This is a genomic window from Nostoc sp. DedQUE12b (assembly GCF_034530835.1).
Lineage (GTDB): Bacteria > Cyanobacteriota > Cyanobacteriia > Cyanobacteriales > Nostocaceae > Nostoc.
This window is the reverse complement of record NZ_JAVRCI010000153.1, coordinates 1-4,344: the sequence shown is the minus strand read 5'-3', so window position 1 is coordinate 4,344 and position 4,344 is coordinate 1. Positions and strand designations below refer to the sequence as shown.

Annotated in this window: 3 protein-coding genes; 2 read left to right on the top strand and 1 reads right to left on the bottom strand. The window is 41.4% G+C overall.

From position 1 onward, the window contains the following. Positions 1-106: 106 nt before the first annotated feature. The gene (locus RMY16_RS32940; protein ID WP_322739896.1) at positions 107-652 is read right to left on the bottom strand and encodes an N-acetyltransferase; all 546 of its coding nucleotides are present in this window, start codon (positions 650-652) and stop codon (positions 107-109) included. A gap of 143 nt (positions 653-795) precedes the next feature. On the opposite strand from RMY16_RS32940, the gene RMY16_RS32935 reads away from it, so the two are divergent. Both RMY16_RS32935 and RMY16_RS32930 read left to right on the top strand, forming a co-directional pair. Further along, positions 796-4,056 carry a DEAD/DEAH box helicase gene (locus tag RMY16_RS32935; RefSeq protein ID WP_322739894.1) on the top strand — a complete coding sequence of 1,087 codons (3,261 nt, stop codon included), beginning with the start codon at positions 796-798 and terminating at the stop codon, positions 4,054-4,056. Then, positions 4,053-4,344: nucleotidyltransferase domain-containing protein (locus RMY16_RS32930; RefSeq protein ID WP_322739893.1), on the top strand; the 292-nt coding region annotated here is incomplete at its 3' end. The genes RMY16_RS32935 and RMY16_RS32930, both read left to right, overlap by 4 nt.

Below are 4,344 nucleotides of genomic sequence, written 5' to 3'. Positions count from 1 at the left end.
GCCATTCAGTTTTTTTTCCTTCTCTTTCGCTATTCTCTTTCTGTGGCAATCCTAACATTTATGCCTTATGGCTGACTTGTGGTACATACAAAGATAAACAAGTCGTTTAACACAAAGTGTGATACAAGATTAGCGCGTCTACTACCTGCCCATTCTCTAGCTTCGCCGCGCCCGGAATTCGCCCAATAATCTCAAATCCTAACGACTGCCAAAGTGTAATTGAAGGTATATTAGTCTCAAAGACCAAATTAAACATTACTGCTTCGTAGCCCAGGTTTGCTGCGATCGAAAGCATAGCCTCTCGCATGAACCGTCCTAAACCTTGACCGCGTAACTCAGGTTGTACAATAAAACCAGCGTTGCAAATATGGCTACACCGACCGGGAAAGTTTGGCTTTAAATAAAACGCCCCTAATATTTCTTTTGGCTTGTGTGTAGGATCTATAACAGATGTCCTGACAACAAAGGCATCCTTGCTTAACCAGTAAGCTGAAAATTCTGTAGGAGAGAGAGGTTGCTTTTGGGGATAAGTTTTACCTTCAATAATTACAACATTGAGTAATGCTCTTACACCCTCTTGTTCTTGAGGATGCATATAATCAAGTTCCACTAACATCCCATTTTTTAAGACTTTAATTAGGGGAAAATTCATTATTAACAGTGTTTCTGTGGAATAATTACTGAAATATTTATTATATGAGAAATTTGGACAATAAATCTTCTTGAGAAGATGCAAAAAATAGAATAATTGTGATTTTAATTCTAGAGTTTTGGGAAAATCTGAGTAGTTAGCAAATGGCGATTTTACACTGTAATTGGTTACTAAAAAATCAAAATGGTTGTTTATTTATTTGGGGGGAAACTTGGCGATCGCCACGAGTGAATTTCGAGCCTAATGGTTCTGGAAATATCCCACTACATCCATTGGCAATGACATCAGTTGAGTTGAGTGAGTGGTTACGTTCCCAGAACATGGCAATTACCAACTTCATTCAAAAACCTGAAGTTGCCATGCCTGCGGGGGGCAAAGCGATCGCTGCTACTGGGCGAACGCGCAAAGCCGCCAGTGCCACTGAGGTCAGTTTACCAACGCACTCTCAAATCATTGCCCTACCAACTTATATAGAAGGTAGTGATCGAGGAACAACAGGGATTTTCCCTGCACATTCTGCTAGCTTGGGGGAAAATGCAGACTCTCCGCAATATTTGCAACCGTGGCGAGTTGAAGGTTTTTGTCTCAACGCCAGCGAAGCAGTAAAATTTCTCGCCGCGATTCCCTTAAATGCTGCTAAAGGGGAAGATGCTTTTTTGGGTGGAGATTTACGCTTTTGGTCGCAGGTTGCCCGATGGAGTTTAGATTTAATCTCCCGATGTAAGTTTTTACCAACAATTGACCGACAATTAGCTGGTGCATTTTCTGCCAAATGGCGAGTACTTCTAGATAGTGCTGTAGATGGAACCCGCCTAGAAAGATTTTCTGGAAATATACCGTTGGTTTGTCGCACTTATCAAGAGGAAGTGGGGACTGCGGAGGAGTTTTCCCAATCCCGACTTTATGTAGACTTTCCCATAGAACCTCAAGAATTACTTTTGGGATTTCTCAACAGTACGATAGATGCCCAAGTGCGAGAAATGATGGGTTCTCAACCTTCAATTGAAGCTAAGGCGACTGCATCTTTACCGTCTGGGGTGCGACAGTGGTTGCCAGCCTTAACTAGTGCATCTCATATAGTCAATGCAGATGCAAATGAAGTAGAACGACTGGAAGCGGCATTAAAGGCTTGGACTATGCCGCTACAATACCAATTAACTCTTAAAAGTCTATTTCGTACCTGTTTTCAACTGCGTTCTCCAGAATCTGGCGAAACAGATTGGACATTGGCGTATTTTTTGCAAGCGGCTGACGATCCAGAGTTTTTAGTGGATGCGGCAACTATTTGGAACAATCCAGTTGAAAGATTGGTTTATGAAAATCGGACAATTGACCAACCACAAGAAACATTTTTGCGAGGTTTGGGGGTAGCTTCCCGATTATATCCAGCGATCGCACCCAGTTTTGAAACCGAATATCCCCAATTTTCTCGGATCACCCCCATGCAAGCTTATGAGTTTATCAAAGCTGTAGCTTGGAGGTTGGAAGACAGTGGTTTGGGAGTAATTTTGCCTCCTAGTTTAGCTAATCGTGAAGGATGGGCAAATCGTTTAGGTTTGAAAATTACTGCCGAAACCCCAAAAGGAAAGCAGGGACGTTTAGGATTGCAGAGTTTACTAAATTTCCAATGGCAATTGGCAATTGGCGGACAGACTATTTCCAAAGCTGAGTTTGATAAACTTGTGGCTTTAAATAGTCCGCTAGTAGAAATTAACGGCGAGTGGGTGGAATTGCGCCCCCAGGACATCAAAACAGCCCAAACATTTTTTACCACTCGCAAAGACCAAATGGCACTTTCCTTGGAAGATGCCTTGCGTTTCAGTACAGGGGATACTCAGGTAATTGAAAAATTACCAGTGGTCAGTTTTGATGCATCTGGGGCATTGCAAGAGTTGATTGGGGCATTAACAAATAATCAAGCGATCGCACCTTTGCCGACACCAGCAGCCTTTAAAGGACAGTTGCGACCTTATCAAGAACGTGGTGCTGCTTGGCTGTCCTTCTTGGAACGTTGGGGCTTAGGCGCGTGTCTCGCAGACGATATGGGACTCGGTAAAACCGTGCAGTTTATCGCTTTTCTTCTACATCTCAAAGAACAGTATACACTAGAAAATCCAACACTATTAGTTTGTCCAACTTCGGTTTTAGGTAACTGGCAAAGGGAAGTCAATAAATTTGCACCAAGCCTAAAAATTTTGCAATATCACGGTGACAAACGCCCAAAAGGAAAAGCATTTTTAGAAGCTGTAAAAAAACACGATTTAATCGTTACCAGTTACTCATTACTTCATCGAGATATCAAGTCATTGCAAAGTGTATCTTGGCAGATAATTGTTTTAGATGAAGCCCAGAATGTGAAAAACCCAGAGGCGAAGCAGTCAAAAGCAGTGCGGGAATTAGAAGCTACATTTCGTATTGCGTTAACGGGGACACCGGTAGAAAATAGACTGCAAGAACTATGGTCTATTTTGGATTTTCTCAATCCTGGCTATTTAGGCAATAAGCAATTTTTCCAGCGTCGGTTTGCCATGCCAATTGAAAAGTATGGTGATACCGCTTCTTTGACTCAGTTACGTTCATTAGTTCAACCATTTATACTGCGGCGATTGAAAAGCGATCGCGACATCATTCAAGACTTACCAGATAAGCAAGAAATGACCGTATTTTGCGGTCTGACTGGCGAACAAGCCGCACTTTATCAACAAATTGTAGAACAATCTTTAGTAGAAATAGAATCTGCTGAAGGATTGCAACGTCGGGGAATGATTTTAGCTTTGTTAATTAAACTCAAACAAATCTGCAATCACCCAGCCCAATATTTGAAAGAAGCGACATTAGAGCAACATAATTCAGCCAAACTTCTGCGCCTAGAAGAAATGTTAGAAGAAGTTTTAGCAGAAAGTGATAGAGCTTTAATTTTCACACAATTTGCTGAGTGGGGCAAATTACTTAAACCCTATTTAGAAAAACAGCTTGGACGAGAAATATTCTTTTTATATGGCAGCACCAGTAAAAAACAACGTGAGGAAATGATTGACCGTTTCCAACACGATCCTCAAGGGCCACCGATTATGATTCTTTCTCTGAAAGCGGGTGGAGTCGGACTGAATTTAACACGAGCAAATCATGTATTCCACTTTGATAGATGGTGGAACCCAGCCGTAGAAAATCAAGCCACAGATAGAGTATTTCGGATTGGTCAAACTCGGAATGTGCAAGTACATAAATTTGTTTGCACAGGCACTTTAGAAGAAAAAATTCATGACATGATTGAAAGTAAAAAACAACTAGCTGAACAAGTTGTAGGTGCTGGTGAAGAATGGTTGACAGAACTGGATACAGACCAACTTCGTAACTTACTAATACTCGATCGCAGCGCAGTAATTGACGAGGATGAAGGATGAAACTTAATGCAGACGAGTTAAATTTAGCACGTCAACATTTACTTAAAAAAGTTGTTGATTATTTTATAGTGAAGAAAGGTGTTGAGGCTTTATTCGTTCAAGGATCTATAGCATCAGGGACAACGGATGAATTCTCTGATATTGATTTTAGAGTTGTTGTTCAACCAGAATTATACGAGCAATTTCTTGATGAGCGTTTTTCTGCTCCTAAATACTGGGGAGAATGGCTATACAACGAGTGGCCAGCAGGAATTCGATGGGTTTGCGTCTCTCACTTCCATCCATTCA

What these genes read in the sequence shown, in the direction of transcription:
- RMY16_RS32940 (WP_322739896.1), bottom strand. Translation starts at nt 652, where the DNA reads ATGAATTTTCCCCTAATTAAAGTCTTAAAAAATGGGATGTTAGTGGAA.
- RMY16_RS32935 (WP_322739894.1), top strand. Translation starts at nt 796, where the DNA reads ATGGCGATTTTACACTGTAATTGGTTACTAAAAAATCAAAATGGTTGT.